The following is a 4,427-nucleotide window of genomic DNA, read 5'->3' on the forward strand; positions in this document are numbered from 1 at the left end:
CGATCGTCCGGACGGGCGGTGCACTCGGGATGAACGCGCTCGGGATGGTGCGCGGGTCGACGCTCAGCGGAAGCAGTGTGCGATCGGCACCTGGCTGCCCTCGCAGTTGGTCGGTTCGTTCTCGACCACCACGCTCTCATCGTCGATCTTGACCTGGGCGTGCATGCCGAAGATGCCGCCGGGCTTCACCGTCGACGCGTTGTGGGTGACCTTGCTGGTGTAGATCGCCACCGAGCCCGCATTGGCGTAGATGCCCCCGCCCTGGGATGCGGCGCCGACAGCCTCGTTACGGTTCACGTCACTGGCGCGGACCAGCAGGTTCGCCTTCTCGGCGTAGATGCCGGCTCCGAAGCCGTGGGTGGTGTTGCCGTCGATCACGCTGTCGTCGATCGGCGTCAGACCCTTCACCGTCGAGACACCGCCCCCGTTGACTGTTGACGTGTTGCCGCGGATGGTCATCGTGCGCATCACCAGCACCGCGTCGGAGTTGGCGGCACCGCCGCCGACCTGCGCGGTGTTGTTCAGCAGCTCGGTGTCGGAGACCTTCGTCCGGGCCGAGAAGCTGGCCAGCCCGCCACCCTGGACGGCGCTGTTCTGGGTGAAGGAGACGCTCTCCACGTCGGCGGCACCACGGTAGTTCCCCAGCCCGCCGCCGTAGGCGTTGGCGCTGTTGCGGTGGAACTCCGAGCGCTTCAGCGTCAGTACGCCGCCGTTGAGCAGGCCCCCGCCCTTGCCCGCGGCGCCGGAGGCGCTGTTGCCGACGAACGTGGAGTCGGTGACCACCATGTTGCCGTCGTTGAAGATGCCGCCGCCGCCCCCCTCGGGCGACAGCGAGGTGCTCTGCGTGACGGTGACCCGTTCCACCACCGCGGTGGCGCCGTGCACCACGTGCACGCTGCCGCCCTCAATGGCCGATCGGCCGTTGTGCAGTTCCACGTCGCGCAGGGTCAGCTCGCCGCCATCACGGACGGTGAAGAAGCGGAACGCGGCGGCCTGGGCGGCCCGGGAGATGGTCGCGCCCGCGCCGTCGATCGTGATCGCCTGGTAGATCACCGGCAGGCCGGCGGTGTCGTCGGCCGGGTTGTGCGGCGGCGCGTCGGCGTCGCCGGGGGTTTCCGCGGCGTCGGCGGCCTCCCGGGCGTCCCGGATCCCACCGTCGTACTGGTCGGTCTCGTGGAACGCCTCGGTGAGGGTGTAGCGGCACTTGGGCGCGAGGCGGAGTTCGCCGCCGCCTTCGGCGTTGGCCGTGACCAGCGCGGCCACCAGCTTCGCGGCGTCGCACGGCACCGACACCACTCCTCGCTTGCCGGTGCCAGGGGTGGTGGGACGGGCCCGCTCGGCGTCCGGGTCGGGCCGGTCGCCGGTGCGGCGGTCGTCGTCGGCTGCCGGGGTCAGCCGGGCCAGACCGGGGAGGGCGAGGGCGCGGTCGGCGGCGGCGGCCGCTCCGGCCGCTCCCACGACCAGGCTCCCCGCCAGCAAGCCGCTGGCTAAGAGCCATCGGGACCGCCGTCTGGGTTGAGTCGCGCGGTCTCCCTCTCGGTACGTGGACATCAACGGTGCCTACCTTCCTGCGTACGTGACGTGACCGCGCGCCGATTCGGGCGCGGGGGGCTCGACGAGTTCGCCGGCTACCAAACGTCACGATAGGTCCGCAATACGGACAGGAAGGTGTGAACGTGAATAGTGCCCTCTTTCATCTTCAAAGCGCCAGAGCGGCATCAGCGTCACCCGCCGACGTGGATACCGGGTCGACGCAGCGGGTCCCGTTCGGTCCGGCGGATGATCTCCCGCACCACCGGCGGGGTGTCCCCCCGGCCCAGGATGAGGTAGCGCGCCAGGTGCGCGATCGGGCTGCCCTCCGACCACTCGAAGTGCGCGTGCGGCCGTACCCCGGTGGCATCCCGCAACGCCAGCAGGATCGCGGCGATCGCGTTCGGCGCGGCCGGACTGTCGGCCCGCAGCACCCGGAAGCCGCCCACCTCGATGCCGTGCACGCACAACACCTGACTGAACTCCGACGGATCGACCACATCGATCTCCAGGAACAGCACGTCCGCGGCCCCGGGCACCGGATTCATCCCGCGCTGCGCCCGCTCCTTGAGCGTGTACTCCTTCACCGACCCCTTCTGCCGCTTGTTGGCGATCAGGTGCAGCTGCCCGTCGTGCGCCAGCGACTCGCTGATGAACCGACGGGCCGCCTCGTCGAACTCGATCCGCTCGGCGCGCAGCTCGGTGGTCCGGGTGACCCGGGAGACCAACGAGACCACGATGATGCCGAGGATGAACAGCGCGGAGATCGTGATGCCGTCCGGCTGTTCGATGACGTTCTCCAGCAGCGCGTACAGCAGCACCAGGGTCAGCACCGTGAAGCCGATCGCGGAACCCCGCCGGTGGTGACGGGCCGCGGAGATGGTCACCGCCACCGCCCCGGAGACCATCATCGCCAGGATCCCGGTGGCGTACGCCCCGGCCTGGGCGTTGACGTCGGCGCGGAAGGCGATCGTGATGGCGACGCTGACGACGGTGTAGACGATCACCACGGGGCGTACCGCCCGCGCCCACTCCGGGGCCATGCCATAGGACGGCAGGTAGCGGGGCACGATGTTGATCAGCCCGGCCATCGCCGAGGCGCCGGCGAACCAGAGGATGAGCACGCTGCTCACGTCGTAGACGGTGCCGAACACCTCCCCCAGGTAGGCGTGCGCCAGGAACGCCAGCGCCCGCCCGTTCGCGCCGCCGCCCGGCCGGAACTCCTCCTCCGGAATGAGCGCCGTGGTCACGAAGGTCGTCGAGATCAGGTACACCGACATGATCAACGCAGCGGTGGTGAGCAGCCGGCGTGTGTTGCGGATCCGGGCGGCGAGCCGGGCCTGCTTGTCCGGGCCGTCGGCCGCCACCAGGGGCATCATGCTGACCCCGGTCTCGAAACCGGACAACCCCAGCACCAGCAGCGGGAATGCCAACACGGCGGTGAGCAGCACCTGGCCCGGTCCGCCACCGGTCGCGGTCACCGCGGCCGTCCAGTTCGACACGATGCCCGGGTCCTCGACGATCCGACCCACCGCGACCACGACGATCACCGCGTTGAGCACCAGGAAGACCGCGACCAGCGGGATGGCCACCACCACCGCCTCGCGGAACCCGAGCAGGAACACCCCGCCGAGGATGAGCAGCAGCGCCACCGTCACCACGACCGGCACCACGGACCCGTGCAGGACGTCCGGCAGGTACGGGTTCTCCAGCAGGTGCACGGTGGCGTCGGCCGAGGAGAGGGTGATCGTGATGATCCAGGAGGTGGCCACGAAGCCGAGCAGCACGAGAACGAAGATCTTGCCCCGCCAGAACGGCAACAACCGCTCCAACATCGCCACCGAACCCTGACCGTGCGGGCTCTCGTGGGCCACCCGCCGGTACATCGGCAGCATGCCGGACAGGGTGAGCACGACGATCAACAAGGTCGCCAGCGGGGAGAGCGCCCCGGCCGCCACCGCCGCGATGCCCGGCAGGTACGACAGCGTGGAGAAGTAGTCCACGCCGGTCAGGCACATCACCTGCCACCAGGCGTGCCGACGGTTCTGCCCCTCGGTCGCCTCGGGGCCGGGCGGCTGCACCTGGTGCTGGAAGAGCCACCGGCGCAGCGGGCTGGCCGGCGGCGCCGAGCGGGCCGGTGTGGCCACGCGTTCGGGCACCACGACGCCCTGCCGGCCACCCCGATGTGGGCGGGCCGGATCGCGGGCCGCCCGCAGCGCCGGGTCCGGCCCGCTCGGCGCGTGGCGGCGCCCGCTCCAGCGCCGTGGTTTTGCCCGGTGCTCGTCACCCATCGCCAGTCCCACCCTCACAGGTCCTGATCTGACGGTAGGCGGTGCCCCGGCGTCCGATCGGCGGAACCGGGTACCTGTTCGGCCTGCTCAGGACAGGTCCGCGACGGCGAGCAGCCGGGCCAGCGCGAGTGGGTCGGCGACGGTGACGGTGGCCGCCGGGTGCCGGGGCCGTCCCCCGGGCACCAGCGCCGCCACCGGTACGCCGAAGCGCAGGCAGATCCCGCCGGCCGCGCTGCTGCCGAAGGTCGCGCCGCCGTCAGCCAGCGACAGGTGCGGGCCGATCGCCCGCCACCAGCGGTACGGTCCGCTCAGCTCCACCGCGGTGACGTTGCCCCGGTCGGTCCGCAGCCGCCACGGCCCGTACCGGATCATCAGGTCCCGTTCGGTGACGGCGACCCAGGCCGTCGCCGGGCGGACCCCGAGCAGCGCCAGCATCGGGCGGAACACCGGATCGAAGCGGAACGGAAACCGGGCCACGACGCCGGTCATCGGGCGCTGGGCCGAGCGGTGGGACCACGTCCCGGCGGGCGTCGGTGCTGCACACGGACTGGGTGGAGAAGTTGTGCGCGGTGATTTCCGTGCGGTCGTACCCGCGCCAGAAGCGGT

General features: G+C 71.1%; 3 protein-coding genes. All 3 read right to left on the reverse strand.

What is annotated here, in order from left to right; all coding sequences use genetic code 11:
- Positions 1 to 63 precede the first annotated feature (63 nt).
- The gene (locus tag ABZ749_RS30125) at positions 64 to 1,551 is read right to left on the reverse strand and encodes a hypothetical protein (RefSeq protein WP_357233716.1); all 1,488 of its coding nucleotides are present in this window, start codon (positions 1,549 to 1,551) and stop codon (positions 64 to 66) included.
- 173 nt (positions 1,552 to 1,724) lie between these two features.
- Entirely contained in the window at positions 1,725 to 3,821 is a 2,097-nt protein-coding gene (locus ABZ749_RS30130) for an amino acid transporter (protein WP_357233718.1), read from the reverse strand.
- Positions 3,822 to 3,908: 87 nt separating this feature from the next.
- A complete protein-coding gene (locus ABZ749_RS30135; protein WP_357233720.1) occupies positions 3,909 to 4,310 on the reverse strand; it encodes a hypothetical protein in 402 nt (133 codons plus the stop codon).
- Positions 4,311 to 4,427: the final 117 nt, after the last annotated feature.

This window comes from Micromonospora sp. NPDC047753 (assembly GCF_040642735.1).
Lineage (GTDB): Bacteria > Actinomycetota > Actinomycetes > Mycobacteriales > Micromonosporaceae > Micromonospora.